An 18,126-nucleotide genomic window follows, 5' to 3' on the forward strand; every position below is an offset into this window, starting at 1 on the left:
TATTTGATTTTTATGCTAATAAATTAATTAGAATTTCAGAGTAATGTTACCACCAAACGTTCTAGTTGGAGGATTAATCTGAGAGCTTGCAATACCAGATGTGTTAGTATCATTGAAGCTGTTAAAGTCTGGATCAGAGAACTCGTTTGTCTCAGGTAACCAAAGCACAAGGTTACGACCTGTAAGAGCTACAGAAACACCTTTTACAACTTTAAGCCTAGATACTATGCTTGCTGGCAGATCATATCCTAAAGATACTTCACGTAGTCTCCAAGTAGCTGCACTAGTGATAAAGTTAGAAGATACGCTTCTGAATACACCTGTGTAGAAATCATTTACATTGCTAACAGTTACGTTAGTGTTCTCGATGTACTGACCTGGGTTTTCTGGATCTGCAATAGATGAGTTCGGGAACACGAAACGCTCGCGGTTGTTTCTTGCTGTAGCAGCAGATACACCTGTCCACGCCATCGCGCTACCAATGCTATGGTATGCATAGTGACCACCTTTGTATTCAGCTAAAGCTGACAAAGTAAGACCTTTCCAGCTTGCAGAGGGGTTCAAGCCAACAATCCACTTCGGCAATGTACGACCGAATACTTTATTATTAGGATCTGCAGAAGGATAACCTGTTTCAGCGTCAACAATAACACGTCCCTGATCATCTCTTAAATAATCAGTAGCCTTGATAACGAAGGCTGGCTGACCTACAATTGCATAGTTAGCAGCTGCAACATAACCACCAATCGCAAGCTCATCTAAATCACCGTAGATGCTTTTGATTTCGCTATCGCTGTATGTAGCGTTTGCTCTAAACTCAACTTTAACATCACCAAGGTTAACAAGTGGAGTTAATCTTAAGTCTAATTCTACACCTTTGTTCACAAATGATGCAGCGTTCACGTTAGCAGAAGTATAACCAGTAGCGTCAGAAACCCTGATAGGTACAATTTGGTTGTCGTTGTTCTGGTAATAGTATGTACCTTCTAAGTTGATGCGGCCACCCATAAATCCAGACTCAAAACCAAATTCTTTACTTTCGATAAACTCTGGTTCAAGAGCAGCATCATAAGTAGCATTGTTAGCAGTATAACCAGGAAGTGAGCCGTAAGGGAAACCACTTGCCTGAGAGAAAGTAGCTGCTAAAGAGTACGCAGATATATCAGCGTTACCTGTTTTACTCCATGAGCCTCTTAGCTTTAAGTAAGAAAGCACATCGCTATTTTGTAAACCTGAGATGGCATCAGTTAAAACTAATGAACCACTTACACCAGGATAGAAGAATGAGTTATTACCAATAGCAAGAACAGAAGTCCAGTCGTTACGGCCTGTAACCTCAACGTTAGCCCAACCTCTGTAGCTTAAACCAGCACTTGCGTAAAGCGAGAACAATCTAGTCTTACTGAAAGGAGAAGATCCACCAAGTTCACCTGTACGGTTAGCTACGTTAAACAATTCTGGAACAACAAGGTTTGCTGCACCTACCCTAGTGTCGCGAGCATCTGTCTGTCTAACATAAGTACCGGCAACACCTGTAATTTTAAAGTTTTCGTTAATCTCCTTGTTTACATTAGCGAAAGCCTCAGATGATAAACGAGTGCTCTTGTAAGCTCTCTCTGTGATAGCGCCAGGGATTAATGCAAAACCTCTTTCATTAATACCATATTCTGTCGGAACCTCACCTTTAGATGAGAATCTTTCAGCTATAGACTGCGATGTTAAAGCAGCTCTATATGTAAGGCTTAACCAATTTGTAGCTTTGTAGCTAAAGTCAAGGTTTGTTAAAAGGTCTTCTCTTCTACCTTCTTTGCGCCAGTTATCAAGAGCAAAGTATGGGTTTAAGCCGTAGTCGTTGAAGTAGTTGTTGTATTCCGCAAATTTGTTATTCTTGAAATCTTTGTAAGAAGTAAGCGGAATATGAGCAGGCGTGTTGAAGATAAGGTTTAATAGACCACCATTCAAACCAACGTTATTCGCAGTATGATAATCTTCCATAGCCACATCATCGAACACATTGTAGTTCTGCTGAATGTAGTTTGTGTTGAAGCCAACTCTGAATTTACCAAACTCTTTACCAGTGTTCAATCTCACACCAGTTCTACGGTTTTCATCATCAGGCACAATACCTTTTATAAGTGCATCCTGTACACTTACATAAAAGTCTTTGGCAGCAAGAGAGATGTCGTTTTGAGTAGTTACACCTGTATTAAAGAATTTCTTTCTCTCATCAGTTGGGCTATAAGGTACAGTTTGTACAGTACCATCTTCAAGTACATGTCCAATTTCTACAGTTGAGCCATCAAATGCCGGGCCCCACGACCAGTTTTCATAAGGAGTATATTCACCGTAGCCACCGCTACCAAATTGCTTCTGGAATTTAGGGAAGAATGAGATTTGAGATAGCTGTGTTGAATTACTTACAGTAATTACTGGTTTGTCATCAATAGAGCCTTTTTTAGTTGTAACTACAATCACACCGTTTCTTGCATCAGGTCCGTAGATTGCCGCTGCAGAAGCACCCTTTAATATAGTAGTGCTTTCAATGTCATTAGGGTTTAGTGAAGATAGGTAGCTAAGTGCAGCTGGCACACCATCTAACAGTAATAGCGGGTTGTTATTACCAGTTAAAGAGCGGATACCACGAAGGTTGATTCTTACGTTTTCGAATACACCGTTGTTAACAGAAGTAATGTTCAAACCTGATACTTTACCCTGCAAACCATTTGCAACGTTAACTGGGTTAGCACGAGTGATTACCTTATCAGTTACTGTTGTAGTTGCGTAGCCTACTTCCTTTTTTTGTCTTTCAACACCAAGGGCTGTTACAACAACTTCCTGTAATTGTTTTGAATCTATTGGTAGGCTAACATTGATATTAGCAGCGTTACCAATGGCGCGCTCAATTGTTTGATAACCTATAAAGCTGAATACTAATGTATTGCCACCCTCAGGCACATTGAGTGTATAATTACCATCAGCTGATGTTGCAGTACCAGCTCCGGTTCCTTTTACCACTACTGTTACGCCTGGTAGAGGCTGATTATTAGAAGCGTCTGTCACCTTACCGGTGATAGTCCTACTCTGTGCCATTGCATCAGGCAACAGAGCAGATAACAGAAATAGACATAGAAGTACTATTTTTTTCATTATTCTGTTTGGTTTTAAGGTTAATTGATTGATTGTAAAGAATCTTTTGGTCCAGGCTATAACAAGCATGGGAGTAGTTAGTATCTTATGGGTCATTCCTGTCTATTCCTACACGCGCAACGCACACGTAAATTTAATTAGTTACGAAGTAACTATGAGGCACCATAAGAACTGCTTATCGTGAAGTAACTGTTTTCTACTACACCAGCGATTAATCTAGTGCACAAAATACAGTCTGCTTAAAGTTGGTTGATCAATGGAAAAACCAAGCTTGGTGAGAAGTTATAGAAAATTGAAGGCGGTTTTCTTTATCCGGCAAGTTGATGAGGTAACCTGTAGGACAAGAAGGATAAGTTATAAAGGTTAGGTTAGTAGATATATACCATATATTGGTTTAAGGTTTAACATATTACACAGCTTTGAAGATAACAATATATTATAAAGTTATCATATATATTTGTTTACTAAAGTATGGATTTTGTTAGTATATACCAAATTTGCTGTCAAAACATTTATTGATATAACCTTTATACAGATTTAATATATCTGAAGTAAATATATACATATTTACTATTATGCAATTCAAAAATCTGATATACAGCATGTTGTATATTAATATTTACTCATGTTTCAGCGGGCCTTTGGATTAGACTAACATATTCATCTTAAAATAATATTTTAGAATGAATATGTTAGAAAGGGAGAATCATAATCTTATAGCAGCTAATATTATGAATTTAAGGTGCTAGCTCCTGAAGTTAAATGGGATCCTCTGAATCAAATTCAATATATTTAGGCACATGTCTAACTTATGTCATCTGTTACAACAGAAATAATTCACCCCCATAAGCAAAGAAGCCCGATGATAAGTCGGGCTTCTTTGCTTATGGGGGAACTAGCGTCTTACTATAAAACTGAGGCTAGCTAAAAATCTGATATGTAATAAATGCCATCACATAGGCCAGGCCGCTCATGTAGATTAACTGGGCTAAAGGCCACATCCAGCTTTTAGTCTCCCGGCGAACAATGGCTAGCGTACTTACGCACTGCATAGCAAACAGATAGAAGATCATAAGGGAAAAAGAGCGGGCAGGCGTAAAGAAAGGATCACCGTTTTCATCTTTTTCAGCCATTAACTTATTTTTAATTGTGGACACGTTTTCTTCTTCGCCTATACTGTAAATCGTAGACATTGTACCCACAAACACCTCGCGGGCGGCAAAAGAGGTAAGTAAAGCTATCCCAATTTTCCAGTCGTAGCCCAGCGGCCTGATAACGGGCTCTATGGCACGGCCGACTATACCAGCGTAAGAAGACTCCAACTGATGAGAGGCTATCAGGTTTTCTGTTTGGATCTCGCTTAGGTTTGCCTGCTTTGCCTCAGTTAATGCTTTTTGCTCGGCAATCTCAAAATTATCTCCGGGACCATAGGAGGCCAGCACCCAAAGTATAATAGAGATGGCTACAATCACTTTACCGGCTTCCAGCACAAACGTTTTAGACTTCTCTACTATTGTGAGGCCTACATTTTTCCAGCGCGGCATTTTATACACCGGAAACTCCATTATAAAGTAGCTGCGCTCGCGGGCTTTAAGTATAACCTTTAGCAGCATTGCCGAGAAAATTGCAGCCAGGAAGCCGATCAGGTACAAGCCCATTAATACGAGCCCCTGCAGGTTAAGGAAGCCAAGGTAGTATTTATCAGGAACAACCAGCGCAATAAGCACAGTATATACCGGTATTCTGGCCGAACAGCTCATCAACGGCGTAACGAAAATGGTGATCATGCGATCTTTCCAGTTTTCGATGGTTCTGGCAGACATGATAGCAGGCACAGCACAGGCTACACCTGATATGAGCGGCACAACGCTTTTGCCGTTAAGCCCGAACTTACGCATGATCTTGTCCATCATAAAGGTAACACGGGCCATATAGCCTGTTTCCTCAAGTATGGCTATAAAAGCAAAGAGAATCGCAATCTGCGGCACAAATATGAGCACGCCACCTAAGCCGGCAATCACACCTTCGGTAAGCAGGTTAACCAGCGGGCCCGAAAAATTGCTTTGGATCAATTCATTTAAGCCGGCTATGCCTTCGTCTATCAGGTCCATGGGGTAACTTGCCCAAGCGAAGATGGCCTGAAAAATAAGGAAGAGAATGACAAAGAATATCAGGTAGCCAAAAACCTTATGCGTTAGCACCTGGTCTATTCTGTTGCTAAACTTCTCGTCTTTTGTAGCTTTCTCTATCCGCACCACATCAAGCAAAAGCTCGTTTATGCGTGTGTAGCGTTCTATTGTTTCGCTTGCCTGTAGTACATTCGATTTAAAACCGTTTTCCTCCAGGGCAGTATCTAACCAGGCTACATCGGCCTCAGAAAGAAAGCGCAGGTTCTTGTACTGGTGCGCGTAGTGCAGCGCCAGGTAATCGTTGGTAAGCGAAAAGCGCTCTTTTATACTTTGCAGCAGCGGAATCAACTCCACCGGAATCTCAAAGAAAGAGGCTTTGGTTGGCTCCAGTTGCTGCGTCATTACTATTTTAAGTGCAGCTACACCTATGCCTTTGCGGGCATTCATCGGGATAATGGGCACACCTAACTCACGGTGCAGGGCAGGTATATCAATTTTAACACCTTCCTTCTCTGCCACATCCACCATGTTAAGCGCAAGTACTGCCGGTATCTTAAGGTCTGCCAGTTGTGTAAACAGCAGCAGGTTACGCTTAAGGTTAGAAGCGTCGGCAGTAACAACGATAAGGTCTGGGTAGTGTTTAGAAGCCGGATCGTAGAGCAGGTCGATAATCACCCGCTCATCCAGTGACTTCGGGTACAGGCTATAAGTGCCTGGTAAATCTATTATTTCGGCACGTAGGCTGGGTGTAAGCTGGCTATGACCTGTTTTCTTATCAACTGTAACCCCCGGAAAGTTACCTACTTTTTGGTTTAAACCTGTAAGTTGGTTAAATAAAGATGTTTTACCTGAGTTAGGATTGCCAATCAGGGCAATCTTGGCCATAGCCTTAGGCTTGAGGGCTTGTTCAGGTTTTTTTAGTTCAGGTTGGGTAATTACAGGCATGCAGGTATTACTACTTTAGCAAAATGGTCTCGGCTTCGTCTAATCGCAGGGAAAGTGTGTAGTCGTTCACAATTATTGTAATCGGATCGCCTAGTGGAGCGCGGCTGTTCATTTTAACTTCTGTACCGGGTATGCAACCCATTTCGAGTAGCTTTAATCCCATTTCAGGGTCCTGAAGGCAACAAATCACCCCACTATCCCCGATTTTCATGTCGCGCACAGATCTGCGGCCCTTATGCTCTTCTGCTGTATGTTGCACCTCTTACCTCTCTTTATTTAGACTGTTTATAAACAACTGCAAGTTACAAGGTGTTCAACTTTAAACCAAAAGATTTAGCTTATTGGTTGCCCATTGAAGTTTTTAAACCAACAAACAATTGATTACCTGCTTTTTAGCAAACCTCAACATCATAGTATGATGGCTATTTTTAACCCCACAAACATACCATTTATAGTGTTAATGCTGTAAATTATCTTAACAGAAGCTGCTGCATAGGTGAACCCGCACTAGCCGATAAGCCCAGTACATCTCTAGCTACGATACAAATAACAGTTTACTCTGAGTAAAACACACGCTTTACCCGCGTACTTACATTTGTAAGCAACTCGTACGGAATAGTGCCGATACGCTCCGCCAGTTCTACCAGCGTTACCTGTGGTCCAAAAAGTATAACTTCGTCTCCGGCCTTTACATTTTGCCCTGTAACATCTACCATGCACATATCCATGCACACATTGCCGATGATAGGACAGCGCTTCCCGTTTACCAGCACAACGCCTGCCCCGTTGCTAAATCGGCGGTCATAGCCATCGGCATACCCAATGGCTATAGTGGCAGTTTGCTTATCGGTAGCAGCTATGCCTTTGCGGCTGTAGCCAACGGTATCGCCTTGCTTTATACTTTTAACCTGCGACACGGTAGTCTTTAATGTACTTACTGATCGCAGCGCATCTTGCTCCGAGCCTGTGGCCTCAACCCCATACAAGCCTATACCTAGCCTGGCCATCTCCAGTTGGTGCTCCGGAAAGCGCACAATACCTGCCGAGTTTAGGATGTGCTTTATCACCGGATAACCTAAAAATGCCTCTACCGCTGCGGCCATACTCCTAAAGGTTGTAATCTGCTGCTGCGAGAAATCATTGTGCATCGCCTCGTCGGCACCGGCAAGGTGGCTGAAAGTGCTGACCACCTGCACCTGCGGGTGCTGTTGCAGTAAGTTGAAAAGAGCATCAAAATCTTCTTCCACAAAACCAAGGCGGTGCATGCCTGTATCCAGCTTAAGGTGTACTTTATACTTGGTTCCTGCATCTGCTTCACCTAGAAACGCTTGCAGTAGCTCCAGGGAATATATTTCTGGCTCCAGGTTATACTGTTTCATTTTGGCGAAGCTGCCCGGCGAAGGATTCATCACCATAATGGGTAAGGTAATTCCGTGCTCCCGCAGCATCACGCCTTCATCAGCATAAGCAACAGCCAGGTAATCAACTCTGTGGAACTGCAGCAAACTAGCTACCTCAAAGCTGCCGCTGCCGTAGGCAAAGGCCTTTACCATTACCATCAGTTTGGTGCCCGGCTGCAGTTTAGAGCGGTAGTAGTTCAGGTTATGCACCAGCGCATCCAGGTTTACCTCCAGCACCGTGCCGTGTACTTTCTGCTGAAAAGCATGCACTATCTTCTCGAACTCGAACACGCGCGCGCCCTTCACCAGGATTACTTCGTTCCGGAACCTGTCTGCTGTAAACTGCTGCGTAAAATCAGAAGTGGAAGTATAAAACTCAGCAGGCAGGTTAAACAAATCTTTATACTTGCTGATGATAGGGCCGATGGCAATAAGCCGCTCTACCCCGTGCGCCTGCACCAGCTCTGCCACTTTGCTGTAAAGCTTACCCTCTGCCAAACCCGATTCCAACAAGTCGGAAAGTATAACGGTATGCTTGCCTCGTTGGGGCTGGTTGGCCAGCAGGTCCAGGGCTATTGCCAAGCCTGCCAGGTCGTTGTTGTACGTGTCGTCTATCAGGTAGCAGCCGTTAATGGCCTCTTTCATTTCGAGGCGCATGGCTACTGCGTGCAGTTTATCCAACCGGTCCTGGATATTTGCCAGAGGCACGTTCCGGTAAAGCAGAAAAGCCAGGCAATGCAGCGCGTTTTCTACAGAGGCATCGTCGGTGAAGGGGATGGAGAGCCGTTGTTTCTCGCCTTTGTAAGTATAAACTACAATGGTTTTGTGCCCGGCCGGCGTTGCCGCATTTATGTATAAGTCGGCTTGTTTATACTGCTGGCTCCAGGTAAATGATTTTATACTTTGCCTCTGAGCGGCTTCGTGTATCTGCTTGTGATCGGAACAGTAAAAGAGCAACTCGACACCCGAGAACAGTTTAAGCTTTTCTTCTACCTTCTGCTCTATCGTGCTAAACCCCTCGTTGTGCGCGCTGCCAATGTTAGTAAAGATGCCCAGGGTAGGCTGTATTACCTGTTGCAGCTTTTGCATTTCGCCGGTTTGTGAGATGCCTGCCTCAAAAATGGCAAGGGTATGGTTAGGCTCCAGTTGCCACACACTTAGCGGCACACCTAGTTGCGAGTTGTAGCTTCGTGGACTTTTAACCACCAGCTCGTCGGGGCTCAGCAGCTGCGCCAGCCACTCTTTAACAATGGTTTTACCGTTGCTGCCAGTAATACCCACTACCGGCACTTTAAATTGTTTGCGATGCCAAGCAGCTAGCTGCTGCAGCGCCTCCAGTCCATTACCTACCCGCAGAATATTTGCTTCTGGGTAGTGTTGCTCAACATCGCCTGCCTCGCCATGCTCTATTACAAATTGCCTTACCCCCTGCGCATACAGCTGCTGCAGGTACTGGTGCCCGTCGTTATACTTGCCTTTTATGGCAAAAAACAACGTACCTGCCGGCTGCGACAGTTTTCGGCTATCGGTGAGCAGGTGCACCACAGGCAAGGGCTGCGCAAACTGCACAACTGTACCATTTGTTATTGTAGCAAGCTGTTCGAAACTAAGCATTAGATGAGGTTTATACTTGCACCAAAGATAGCTGTAGGAGCTAAGAGTTAAAAGCTATGCGCCATGACTAAAGTTAACAGATACTCAGGTTCTGAGCCACTACACTTGTGTTTGAACATCATTTACGAATAAATGTTGATGCTCACCGCCATACAGCTTGCAGATTTTATACCTTTGCGCACTTTTTTACATGAGCTATACTTTGAATACGATAGACAAAAAACCTTATTACGCTGCTGGCCTAGCAGCTTTTATTATCTGGGGCTTTATACCGTTCCCGCTAAAGGCGCTCGCCGCATACCCCAGCGGTCAGATTTTATACTTCAGGGTGGCGCTGTCGGTGGTGCTGCTGTTGCTCATTTGCCTGGTGTTCCGGAAAAAGCAGGTAAAATCTACGTTAGCTTCGGTTAAAAGCAGCCAGCCAAAAGACAGGCGCAAGTTTATACTTTATACGTTTCTGGGTGGCGCGCTGCTCACCGTAAACTGGCTGTCGTTTATCTACGTCATCAACCACATCAACATACAGACAGGCTCTTTTTCGTACCTGCTTTGCCCCATTATAACTGCCGTACTTGGTTTCTTGTTACTGAAAGAGGAGTTGCGCCTAAACCAATGGATTGCTATTGCGCTAAGTGCCATCAGCTGCGCGCTGATAGGGTCGGGAGAGATAACAAGCCTTTTGTTTAGTTTGCTGATTGCCCTGAGCTATGCTTTTTACCTGATCACGCAGCGTATCCTTAAAGATTATGACAAGATTGTGCTGCTAACGCTGCAGTTGCTATTGTCTTTTGCCTTTATAGGGCCGTTTTACTCTTACTTTAGCGCAGGCGCCACTACAGCACTTGGCCCGGACTTTTACCTGAACATTGGTTTGTTAAGCGCTGCATTTACGGTGCTGCCGCTTTTCCTTAACCTGTTTGCCTTAAAAGAACTAACCTCCGGCACTATTGGCATCCTGATGTACATTAACCCGATCCTTAACTTTATCATGGCCTTTTTATACTTCGGCGAAGAAACCACAACGCTTAAGGTGCTGGCTTACCTGATTATTTTTATCTCTGTGATCATCTACAACCTGAACCTGAAAGGCCGCAAAAAGAGAGGCGATGGTTTAGTTATTCCGCCTGTAGGAACTACCGCTGTCGGCAAATAATGCAAAGTATAGGCGCTGCTGCGTTTCACTTAAAAGTATAAAGCAAGAGCCCCGGCAGTTTGTATACTACCGGGGCTCTTGCTTTATACTTGCTTATTGATTCTGCTGCTTTTGCTGCTGTTTCTTTTCGTCCAGTTTCTGCATTGCTCTGGCGGCTGTATCCTGATTCGGATTCATCTCTCCAAAGCGGTTGGCCTGCTCAGCTGTTTCCGAAGTATCGCCGATGGGGGCAGGACGTGGGTTGCTCAGGTTTGCAGCCGATGAGTCGCCTTCAACGATTGCTTCGGCGGTGCCGGTACTTTCATCAATGGTAGTGTCTTGCTGGCCGCAGCCAAAACCAACGGCCGCTGCAAATGCTACGGCTACCCCTGTTGTAAATATATTTGTGATCTTTTTCATGTCCGTTTTAAGTTACGTATTTGCTCTTTTTTAACGGACACAGCACTAATTGGTTATCCAAAGCCTTTACACCTGCGCTCCCAGATTTGCTGTTTTAGAACCCGACGCCAATCATAATGCCCGTTCTGGCTTTGTTGCCTTCCTGGAACGAGGTGACAAAATCTACGCGTATCACTTTAAAGATGTGTTCAATGCCCAGGCCCAGCTCCAAGTAGTTTTTAGACTCCCTGGTGTTCAGGTAATTTAAACTGATAACTTCCTGCCATTTCAGCTTTCGGAACAGCGGCACTTTGTTAAACAAAAATCCATTGAAGTGATGTTCAAAATGCCCTTCCAGGTAGCTGTTGTTGGTGCTGTAGCGGTAATAGTCCAGCAGCTGAAAACCATTGTACACGCCGGCAAATAAGGTGCGGTTGCCATTAAAGTGCTTGTAATCCATCAGGCGCATGTCTTCTTTGCCCCAGAACGTGCCGGTGGTTAAGGTATATTCGCTGGCACCGAATAATCCCAGACTAATATTATCATTTATAGTCAGGTTGGCCATATTGTACTGCACATCGCTGCCCAGTGCTTTTATACTTCCGCGGTAACTCAGCGTAAACCGTGGGTATTTAGAGCCAAGGTTAATCTTATCGTCGGGTCGGGTAATGTACTTCATACCCGGCTTAAAACTAAGCGCGGCCGTAATTGTAAGTGCTTCATGAGCTGTAAAATCGGTATCTCCTAACTCTGCATTTACAGGCGTGTTAGGTGTAAACCTGCTGCCTTCCTCCCCGCTCCTGCTCCTGAAAGTATAATCCGTAGTATTTTGCAGCGGCATGCGGTGAGCGTAATTAATGTTCGTGTTCAGGTTAACCCCGTTCAGTAGCTCCGTCCGGAACGATACCTGGCCAAAGTCCCGCTGGTACAGCTTCATGTAGTTTTTCTCCAGCGCCAACGTATAAAGCGTGTTAACAAAAGGAGATATAGGCTCCAGGTTATTAATCTGGTAAATGTAGCGCCCGCCCTCAATACCTACATGGCTGTTCTTAAACGGGTTGTAGCTGTAGCCAAGGCGCAGTTTTGCGTTCAGCTTATCGTTGGCAAAGCCATACCTGATGGTTGGCTCAATGGCGTAGGCGCGGCGGTCTTCGAAGCTCCTGTTATAGGTCATGCGCACATTGGCTGCCACGCCCTCTACGGTATTGTACTGCAGTATACTTGCGCCGCCAGTCAGGCCAACAATCGGGTCGAAGCTAAGGCGGGTGCGCTTGTAGCTGTTGCTGTAAGTATAGCCTCCAAACAAGAAGTTTCCGATGGAGGGTTTGTTACGGATGTGGTCGATAGAGTCTTTGTAAGCCTGGGAGTTTTTGATCACTTCCATGCTGTCCTTTTTAGTGTAATCCTTTACCTCCTCCTGCGTTAGCGGCACCGGCCTTACCGATGCCCAGTAGGCTGAGTCGCGGGTGTTGGCTTCCTTCTCTATCGCCAGCACTTCCTTTTTAGTAAACAGTTTCTCGTCTACCGCAGGCCTTTGCTCTGCTGGTGTTGCCTCCTGTGGTTTTACCAGTCTTACTTTTGCCTTTCTTGGAGATTTAGCCTGGGCGATGGCTTCTTTCTCGGATGCAGGCTCCACCTCCTCCAGCACCGGAGGCTTGCTGTAAGCAGGCTGCACTTTATACTTAGAATACACACCCGTTACATAGCCGCCACCCTTAAAGCCGAAGCCGGCTGCCTCAAAGTTATACTTCTGCGATACTGGCAGCCATACCCCTTCGGCCACAGGCGCGTATACCTGCCGTACCCGTATCCAATCCACAAACTCAATTCCTGCGTTCTTCGTCAGTTTCAGGTCGGTGCTGTGTATGCGCCAACTGCCATCCACGATGTACATGAAGCCCGAAAACACCGGGTCGTTTTTGCGCTTGGGTATAACTTTTATTTTGTTGATGGTGCGGCCATTCTCCTGAAAAGTGCCCAGGTACTCGTAGCGGTAAAAGAACAAGGCATTGTTTGCCAGTGGCGATACAAAACCACGCTCGCTCAGCCCCTGCACTTTTAGCAGGTTATCGTAAAAGCTGATGTTCATTTCGGATGCCTGGTTAAAGCTGAAGCCCTTCTTCTGACCGCTTACTTTACTAGAGATCATCCGCTCGTGTATCTTATTGGGCTTTTTAAAGCTAAGAACCGAAACAGACTCGGACAAGTAAACGATGCCTGTATCCACATCCACCACTTTTATACCCAACACTTTAGACGGCACTTTATCCATGCGGGCCACGCCTTTCATGTATACTTGTGTGCTCCAGGCATTTACTTCGTTCTGGTGGTATTTGCGCAGCCTGATGGCATTGCGCATAATGGCATAGGCGGGGTCTTCGTCGGCGGCGCGCACAACCACTTCTTTCAGGTTTAGCACCTCCGGCAGTAACTGCACGTTCAGTTCCTGGGTGCCATCGGCAATAGTTACCTTCTCGGTGCGGGCGCGGTAGCCAACATACTTAAACTCTAACGTATAGGTACCGGCATCGAGCTGCACCTGGTAAAACCCCTGGTCGTTAGAGGCGGTGCCGCTGGCAGTTTCGTTTATGTAGATACTGGCGAATGGCAGCGGCTGTCCGTTTTCGTCGGTAATGCGGCCACGCAACGTGCCAGCCTGGCTAACTATTGGTATTAATAACAGAAACAGCAGGTAAAAAGGGCGCATGCATTAAGTGTTTAAGATTCAGAAAGCCGGGGAGCTATACCGTACGTTAGCTAGTATAACCTGGATAGTACTACGAAGTAGATGCAGAAACCGGTTAATCAGTTGCCTGCAACGTATAAAAAGGCTGCACTTATGGTGCAATTTATACTTCTACTGCTTAACGTTGCAGCACATCGTTATATTTTATCCAAATTTAAGCCCATCACGAAACCACCTGCCTCACCTGCTTTCTGCTGCAAGGGCCTCTTTTTTGGTAAGGCGGTTTTTATAGCTCACGTTTAGCACAACCCCAACAAGCACCAGCGCCATACCGGCATACGACCACACGCTGAATGTTTCATCGAAAAATATAAACCCAAAGAACAGGGCGTAGATAATGCCAATGTAGTTAAGGGTGGCCACTTTGGAGAGCTCTTCTGTTTGGTAGGCCATGGTCATGTAGTACTGCGCCAGCTGCGTGAGCACACCAACCAGTATAAGTATGCCCCAGTCCCAACCTTCTGGTTGCACCCAGTTAAAAGCTGAGTATAAACCTGTAACAGGCAGCGCCACCAACGGAAAGTAAAAAACGATTACCAGCGGATGCTCCCGGGTGTTAAGCTTCCGGATCATGTTATAGGCGATGCCGGCAAACAATGCACTTGCCACTCCCAAGCCCAGGTACAGCGGTGATATGCGTACATCCACCCCCTCAATTACCAAAATACCCACAAACGAGATCAGGAAGAAAACCCACTGCCACGGCTTTACTTTCTCCTTCACAATGAAAACGCCAAGTATGGTGGTAAAAATAGGCGACAGGTATTGTATGGTTACGGCTGTAGCCAAAGGAATATGCTGTAGTGTTGTAAAGAAAAGTATAAGCGCTGCTGCCCCGGCCACGCCACGCGTTATCAGCAAACCGTGATGCGTACCGATCACACTTACGTTCTGCCGCTTCAGCATAGCCCAACTCATAACAAGCGAAACGCCGGAGCGGAAAAGTATAACCTCCACCGCCGGTATATGCGACACTTCCTTCACACAAACGTTCATCAAAGCGAAGAAGAACGTAGACAGCATCATGTGCCGTACTCCTTTAGATAACATAGGTACCACTACAAAAGAAATCAGACGAGGGGCGAAAAATCCCGAGGTAAAGTATAACCCCGAGAAAGTTGTTTGCTGTACTTCAGGGTGCTTTTACCCTTCGCTGCCTGTAAATTGTTTTCACTACAAATGTCTGCTTTTATACTTTCGGAAAGAAGCTTTTTGGGCAGAAGTATAAAGTGCAGATACAGAACTCTGCTTTACGTCAACTTGTTTATATTTGAGTAACCAACCACACTATTTTGGATCGCCAGAAGAAACAGAAAACATATACTCCCAAAGAGGCCCTGATAAAAGCCGCCGCCTATTGTGCTTACCAGGACCGTACCCAACAGGAAGTACGGGAAAAGCTGTATACTTACGGTCTTGAGCCTGACGATGTAGAGGAACTGATTATACGCCTGAGCCAGGAGAAACTGATTGACGAGGAACGCTATGCCCAAAGCTATGTGCGCGGAAAGTATGGCCTGAAGAAGTGGGGCCGGCGCAAAATTATGCAGGGCTTGAAGAGCAAAGGCATCTCGGACTATTGCATAAAGCAGGGCCTGAAAGAGATAGACCCCGAAGTATACGAGCAAAACCTGCTGCAGCTGCTGGAGAAGAAAAACGCCTCCGAGAAAGAAAAGAACCCTTTTACCCGCCGCCAAAAGCTGATCTATTTTCTTATGAGCAAAGGCTATGAAGGAGACTTAGTGCAGGACGCGATCAAGAGCTTGGAAGCATAAGCTTGCAAGAATATCGGTTATCAAAGCGTTTCTGTATATTAGCTAAAACTTATTTTACCAAATAGCAGAAACACTTTCACATATAATGCAGATAAACGTCATGATGACGTTTATACAGTAGTTGTGGGTAAGACACAAGATGAATTGCCAACAAATATGACAAAGTAATGTATATTTGGTAAAGGAAAAACTAATGCCAAATTTATACATCATATCGGGTTGTAACGGTGCTGGAAAAACAACAGCTTCCTTCACCGTCCTTCCTGAAATGCTAGGCTGCCGTGAATTTGTTAATGCAGATGAGATTGCACGCGGACTCTCTCCTTTTCAACCAGAAAAGGTGGCCGTAGAAGCAGGCAGAATAATGCTTCAACGAATTGACGAGCTACTAAGAAAGAAGGAAGAGTTTGCCCTTGAAACAACACTCGCTACAAGAAGCTACGCGCAGACAATCAAGAAAGCCAGGGAAAGTGGGTATAATGTTACCCTCGTTTATTTCTGGTTAGCATCTCCTGAGCTAGCCATAACAACGTGTAAAGAACCGAGTAGCGGAAGATGGTCACCATATCCCCGAAGATGTAATCCGTAGAAGATATAAAAAGGGAGTTAAAAACCTCTTTGAGTTATTCATCCCTATTTGTGATTATTGGATAGTTATTGATAATTCACAAACACCATACAATATAGTGGCAGAAGGCCAGGAAGACCAAGAGTTGAAAATACAGAATCAAACTATTTGGGATAAGTTAAGAACATTAAGCCATGAATAAGAATAAAATAGATACAGTTGATTTGCGGAACAAGATTTTAAAAGGTATAGACCTTGCAGTTGAGAAGCTTATCCGCAAAAAACAAAAAGAAGACGGAGAGCTTGTCTTCTCAAGAAATGGAAAAGTGGTGATAGTAAAGGCTAAAGATTTATCGGCTGAGTAAAAAGCCCACCTCACAACATAGTGCAGCTTTAACCCTTGCTACGCAACGGGCTTCGGCTGCACGAGCACGTTAAATCTTATCATCAATCAACGCTTCGGCGGCAGCTGCGGGTTTTCGATTCTGCGCTGCTGCACCAGCACTACACGGCGGCCGGTTATTTCCTCCAGCATTGGCTTTAGAATCTTTTCGGCGTTTTGCTGCGTCTGGCGGAGTATACCGGAGTTCAGGGCTGCTTTTTTCACGTTTTGCTCGGCATACTTATAGCTTTCTTCTACCAGGGCGGCATCCTGAAAGTATGTATTCTCTTTGCTGAACACTTTAGACTTGCTGTGGTCCACTTTGTAGTAGCATATTTCAGGCTCAGGTAAACCCACCTGCACCACAGAGTCGCCTTCAAACACAATGTCTGCAGCAGTAATTTTTGTAAAGTCTACGCAGCCAACGGCCTCTCCAGAAACTATCAACACTACTTTAGAGTTTGGCACCCACCGCGACACATTCTTCTCATACTCCACAACATCCTTAAAATTGTAGCGCACCAGCTCCATCTTCCCCAAATCCTCCACAGATGTTAACACGCTGTTATGGGTTACAACAACTTTAGGTTCTTTATCCGCTGCATCCTCGCTAAAAAAGCCTTTTGCAAAACGCCAGAACATGAAGCCGGCCACAAGAACAACAATCCAGGGTATAAGTTTAATTACAAGTCGGAGTAAGGGCATGGGTGCGGCGATAATCTTAAAAATTTATGTTGTTTGATGACTACAGAACTGCAATCATAAACCAATAGTTGCAATAATTGTTCCTAAGCCAATTTTATACTTCTATGCCTAGCCGCTCTTTAAAGCCTGCGTTACCCTGCAGCCCTCCGGTGTGTACTGCTACAATGGTAGTGCCTCTCTCAAAATAACCTTTTTGTATAAGATCGAACAAGCCATACATCATTTTGCCCGTATAAACTGGCTCTAAGGGTATGGCGTGCTGCTCCTGAAATTGCTTCATAAAGCTAAGTAGTTCGGGCTTTACCTTGGCGTAACCACCAAAGTGGTAATCTGTAATTAACTGCCAGTTGCTATATTTATGCCCGCTGTAGTTCTGCACCAGTTCCTCAATCTCCTGCTGCAGAAACTCGCCTCCTTTTAAAGCCGGGAAGCCCAGTACTTTTTTCTCTCCTGCCAGGCCTGCAATTATACCTGCTATAGTACCACCCGTGCCTGAAGCACAGCATAGGTAATCATACTCTATGGCGATGTCCTCGATAATTTCGGTACAGCCTTTAACAGCCAGGTTGTTTGTGCCACCTTCCGGGATGATGCAGGGATTGTTGAACTGCGTTGCCAGTTCCTGCAAAAAATTACTGTCGTGCTTTAGTTTATACTTTTCGCGGGAGATGTAGTGCAGCGCCATGCCGCAGGAACTGGCAAAGCTTAAAGTTGGATTTAAGGGCAGGTGCTCCTCTCCTCTGATGATACCGATGGTCTTAAAGCCATACTCTTTACCGGCTGCTGCCGTAGCAGCTATGTGGTTGGAGTAGGCACCGCCAAATGTAAGTAATGTGCTTTTTTGCTGCTCCTGGGCCGCCTGCAGGTTATACTTTAGCTTGCGCCACTTATTGCCAGAAATGTGCGGGTGCAGCAGGTCTTCGCGCTTTATCCACAACGTAATGCCATGTTCCTCCAACAGCGGGTCTTGCAGCTTTTGCAGCGGTGCTTCCATACGCAAGGGTATATACTAATTTCAAGTGCTTAGATGTCATTCCGAGTTACGCGGGAAACCTGAAATATTGCGGGGCTACGAAATGCTCCAGATTTCTCACTAGCGTCCGAAACGACAGTTACTGCTCTTACACTACAAAAAGAAGCCCCAGCATTAACTGAGGCTCCCATTATACTTTATACTTCAAACA

Annotated in this window: 13 protein-coding genes; 4 read left to right on the top strand and 9 right to left on the bottom strand. The window is 45.1% G+C overall.

The window, feature by feature from the left end; all coding sequences use genetic code 11:
* Positions 1-27: 27 nt before the first annotated feature.
* The 4 genes from Q1A23_RS17475 to Q1A23_RS17490 all read right to left on the bottom strand — a co-directional run bounded on the left by Q1A23_RS17475 (position 28) and on the right by Q1A23_RS17490 (position 9,235).
* Positions 28-3,147, bottom strand: a complete 3,120-nt coding sequence (locus Q1A23_RS17475; protein WP_299825824.1) for a SusC/RagA family TonB-linked outer membrane protein — start codon at positions 3,145-3,147, stop codon at positions 28-30.
* A gap of 920 nt (positions 3,148-4,067) precedes the next feature.
* The gene (gene feoB, locus Q1A23_RS17480) at positions 4,068-6,161 is read right to left on the bottom strand and encodes a ferrous iron transport protein B (protein ID WP_299825827.1); all 2,094 of its coding nucleotides are present in this window, start codon (positions 6,159-6,161) and stop codon (positions 4,068-4,070) included.
* 70 nt (positions 6,162-6,231) lie between these two features.
* Positions 6,232-6,480, bottom strand: coding sequence for a FeoA family protein (locus tag Q1A23_RS17485; RefSeq protein WP_299825829.1), 249 nt, complete (start codon positions 6,478-6,480; stop codon positions 6,232-6,234).
* Positions 6,481-6,775: 295 nt separating this feature from the next.
* On the bottom strand, positions 6,776-9,235 hold the full coding sequence (locus Q1A23_RS17490) for a bifunctional UDP-N-acetylmuramoyl-tripeptide:D-alanyl-D-alanine ligase/alanine racemase (RefSeq protein ID WP_299825832.1): 2,460 nt from the start codon (positions 9,233-9,235) through the stop codon (positions 6,776-6,778).
* Between the two features lie 202 nt (positions 9,236-9,437).
* Between Q1A23_RS17490 and Q1A23_RS17495 the strand changes: the two genes are divergently transcribed.
* Complete coding sequence (locus Q1A23_RS17495; RefSeq protein ID WP_299825833.1) at positions 9,438-10,388, top strand: EamA family transporter; 951 nt, start codon at positions 9,438-9,440, stop codon at positions 10,386-10,388.
* 93 nt (positions 10,389-10,481) lie between these two features.
* On the opposite strand, the gene Q1A23_RS17500 is transcribed toward Q1A23_RS17495, so the two are convergent.
* The 3 genes from Q1A23_RS17500 to Q1A23_RS17510 all read right to left on the bottom strand — a co-directional run bounded on the left by Q1A23_RS17500 (position 10,482) and on the right by Q1A23_RS17510 (position 14,562).
* Positions 10,482-10,787 carry a hypothetical protein gene (locus Q1A23_RS17500; RefSeq protein WP_299825835.1) on the bottom strand — a complete coding sequence of 102 codons (306 nt, stop codon included), beginning with the start codon at positions 10,785-10,787 and terminating at the stop codon, positions 10,482-10,484.
* A 94-nt stretch (positions 10,788-10,881) separates the two neighbouring features.
* The gene (locus Q1A23_RS17505) at positions 10,882-13,473 is read right to left on the bottom strand and encodes a DUF5686 family protein (RefSeq protein ID WP_299825838.1); all 2,592 of its coding nucleotides are present in this window, start codon (positions 13,471-13,473) and stop codon (positions 10,882-10,884) included.
* Positions 13,474-13,692: 219 nt separating this feature from the next.
* Positions 13,693-14,562 (bottom strand): DMT family transporter, encoded by an 870-nt coding sequence (locus tag Q1A23_RS17510; protein ID WP_299825840.1) that lies wholly within the window; start codon positions 14,560-14,562, stop codon positions 13,693-13,695.
* Positions 14,563-14,804: 242 nt separating this feature from the next.
* Here Q1A23_RS17510 and Q1A23_RS17515 point away from each other — a divergent pair, with 242 nt between their 5' ends.
* From Q1A23_RS17515 to Q1A23_RS17525, 3 genes are all read left to right on the top strand, one after another.
* Positions 14,805-15,287, top strand: a complete 483-nt coding sequence (locus Q1A23_RS17515) for a regulatory protein RecX (RefSeq protein WP_299825843.1) — start codon at positions 14,805-14,807, stop codon at positions 15,285-15,287.
* Positions 15,288-15,462: 175 nt separating this feature from the next.
* A complete protein-coding gene (locus tag Q1A23_RS17520; RefSeq protein WP_299825846.1) occupies positions 15,463-15,876 on the top strand; it encodes a zeta toxin family protein in 414 nt (137 codons plus the stop codon).
* Positions 15,877-16,049: 173 nt separating this feature from the next.
* Positions 16,050-16,220 carry a hypothetical protein gene (locus tag Q1A23_RS17525; RefSeq protein WP_299825849.1) on the top strand — a complete coding sequence of 57 codons (171 nt, stop codon included), beginning with the start codon at positions 16,050-16,052 and terminating at the stop codon, positions 16,218-16,220.
* An 86-nt stretch (positions 16,221-16,306) separates the two neighbouring features.
* Here the strand turns inward: Q1A23_RS17525 and Q1A23_RS17530 are convergent, their stop codons facing one another.
* Positions 16,307-16,942: a DUF4230 domain-containing protein gene (locus tag Q1A23_RS17530; protein WP_299825851.1), complete on the bottom strand. Its 636-nt coding sequence runs from the start codon at positions 16,940-16,942 to the stop codon at positions 16,307-16,309.
* Positions 16,943-17,036: 94 nt separating this feature from the next.
* Positions 17,037-17,936, bottom strand: coding sequence for a pyridoxal-phosphate dependent enzyme (locus Q1A23_RS17535; RefSeq protein WP_299825852.1), 900 nt, complete (start codon positions 17,934-17,936; stop codon positions 17,037-17,039).
* Between the last annotated feature and the right edge of the window lie 190 nt (positions 17,937-18,126).

The sequence above is a fragment of the uncultured Pontibacter sp. genome (genome assembly GCF_947492645.1).
GTDB lineage: Bacteria > Bacteroidota > Bacteroidia > Cytophagales > Hymenobacteraceae > Pontibacter.

Coding starts and splice junctions, on each gene's coding strand:
- Q1A23_RS17475 (WP_299825824.1), bottom strand. CDS start 3,147: ATGAAAAAAATAGTACTTCTATGTCTATTTCTGTTATCTGCTCTGTTG.
- feoB (WP_299825827.1), bottom strand. CDS start 6,161: ATGGCCAAGATTGCCCTGATTGGCAATCCTAACTCAGGTAAAACATCT.
- Q1A23_RS17490 (WP_299825832.1), bottom strand. CDS start 9,235: ATGCTTAGTTTCGAACAGCTTGCTACAATAACAAATGGTACAGTTGTG.
- Q1A23_RS17500 (WP_299825835.1), bottom strand. CDS start 10,787: ATGAAAAAGATCACAAATATATTTACAACAGGGGTAGCCGTAGCATTT.
- Q1A23_RS17505 (WP_299825838.1), bottom strand. CDS start 13,473: ATGCGCCCTTTTTACCTGCTGTTTCTGTTATTAATACCAATAGTTAGC.
- Q1A23_RS17510 (WP_299825840.1), bottom strand. CDS start 14,562: ATGTTATCTAAAGGAGTACGGCACATGATGCTGTCTACGTTCTTCTTC.
- Q1A23_RS17525 (WP_299825849.1), top strand. CDS start 16,050: ATGAATAAGAATAAAATAGATACAGTTGATTTGCGGAACAAGATTTTA.
- Q1A23_RS17530 (WP_299825851.1), bottom strand. CDS start 16,942: ATGCCCTTACTCCGACTTGTAATTAAACTTATACCCTGGATTGTTGTT.
- Q1A23_RS17535 (WP_299825852.1), bottom strand. CDS start 17,936: ATGGAAGCACCGCTGCAAAAGCTGCAAGACCCGCTGTTGGAGGAACAT.